At 56.3% G+C, this 1838-nt stretch carries 1 rRNA gene; it reads right to left on the bottom strand.

Annotated features, from left to right (window positions below):
* Positions 1-1838, bottom strand: a 23S ribosomal RNA gene (locus ACFVGO_RS39355); the annotation flags it as partial.

Below are 1838 nucleotides of genomic sequence, written 5' to 3'. Positions count from 1 at the left end.
AGGAGGCAACCGCCCCAGTTAAACTACCCACCAGACACTGTCCCTGATCCGGATCACGGACCCAGGTTAGACATCCAGCACGACCAGAGTGGTATTTCAACGACGACTCCACCAAGACTGGCGTCAAGGCTTCAAAGTCTCCCACCTATCCTACACAAGCCGAACCGAACACCAATATCAAGCTATAGTAAAGGTCCCGGGGTCTTTCCGTCCTGCTGCGCGAAACGAGCATCTTTACTCGTAATGCAATTTCACCGGGCCTATGGTTGAGACAGTCGAGAAGTCGTTACGCCATTCGTGCAGGTCGGAACTTACCCGACAAGGAATTTCGCTACCTTAGGATGGTTATAGTTACCACCGCCGTTTACTGGCGCTTAAGTTCTCAGCTTCGCCTGGACGAATCCAAGCTAACCGGTCCCCTTAACGTTCCAGCACCGGGCAGGCGTCAGTCCGTATACATCGCCTTACGGCTTCGCACGGACCTGTGTTTTTAGTAAACAGTCGCTTCTCGCTGGTCTCTGCGGCCACCCCCAGCTCGGAGTGCAAGACTCGTCACCAGGAATGGCCCCCCTTCTCCCGAAGTTACGGGGGCATTTTGCCGAGTTCCTTAACCATAGTTCACCCGAACGCCTCGGTATTCTCTACCTGACCACCTGAGTCGGTTTGGGGTACGGGCCGCCATGAAACTCGCTAGAGGCTTTTCTCGACAGCATAGGATCATCCACTTCACCACAATCGGCTCGGCATCAGGTCTCAGCCTCAATGAGTGACGGATTTGCCTATCACTCGGCCTACACCCTTACCCCGGGACAACCACCGCCCGGGCTGGACTACCTTCCTGCGTCACCCCATCGCTCACCTACTACCCCGTTGGGTCACCGGCTCCACCACTTCCCTTTGCCCGAAGGCTCCGGGACGGCTTCACGGGCTTAGCATCAAGAGGTTCAGCGTTGGCGCTTCAAAGCGGGTACGGGAATATCAACCCGTTGTCCATCGACTACGCCTGTCGGCCTCGCCTTAGGTCCCGACTTACCCTGGGCAGATCAGCTTGACCCAGGAACCCTTGGTCAATCGGCGCAAGAGTTTCTCACTCTTGTATCGCTACTCATGCCTGCATTCTCACTCGTATACCGTCCACGACTGGTTTCCACCGCCGCTTCACCCGGCACACGACGCTCCCCTACCCATCACAGCAGGCGTTGGCCCTATATGCTGCAATGACACGACTTCGGTGATGTGCTTGAGCCCCGCTACATTGTCGGCGCGGAATCACTTGACCAGTGAGCTATTACGCACTCTTTCAAGGGTGGCTGCTTCTAAGCCAACCTCCTGGTTGTCTCTGCGACTCCACATCCTTTCCCACTTAGCACACGCTTAGGGACCTTAGTCGGTGTTCTGGGCTGTTTCCCTCTCGACCATGGAGCTTATCCCCCACAGTCTCACTGCCACGCTCTCACTTACCGGCATTCGGAGTTTGGCTAAGGTCAGTAACCCGGTAAGGCCCATCGCCTATCCAGTGCTCTACCTCCGGCAAGAAACACGTGACGCTGCACCTAAATGCATTTCGGGGAGAACCAGCTATCACGGAGTTTGATTGGCCTTTCACCCCTAACCACAGGTCATCCCCCAGGTTTTCAACCCTGGTGGGTTCGGTCCTCCACACGGTCTTACCCGCGCTTCAACCTGCCCATGGCTAGATCACTCCGCTTCGGGTCTTGGGCATGCAACTCAACCGCCCTATTCGGACTCGCTTTCGCTACGGCTACCCCACACGGGTTAACCTCGCTACACACCGCAAACTCGCAGGCTCATTCTTCAAAAGGCACGCAGTCACGGCC

This window comes from Kitasatospora sp. NPDC057738 (assembly GCF_042798815.1).
Classification (GTDB): Bacteria; Actinomycetota; Actinomycetes; order Streptomycetales; family Streptomycetaceae; genus Kitasatospora; species Kitasatospora lactacystinica.
This window is presented reverse-complemented; position numbering and strand designations above follow the sequence as displayed.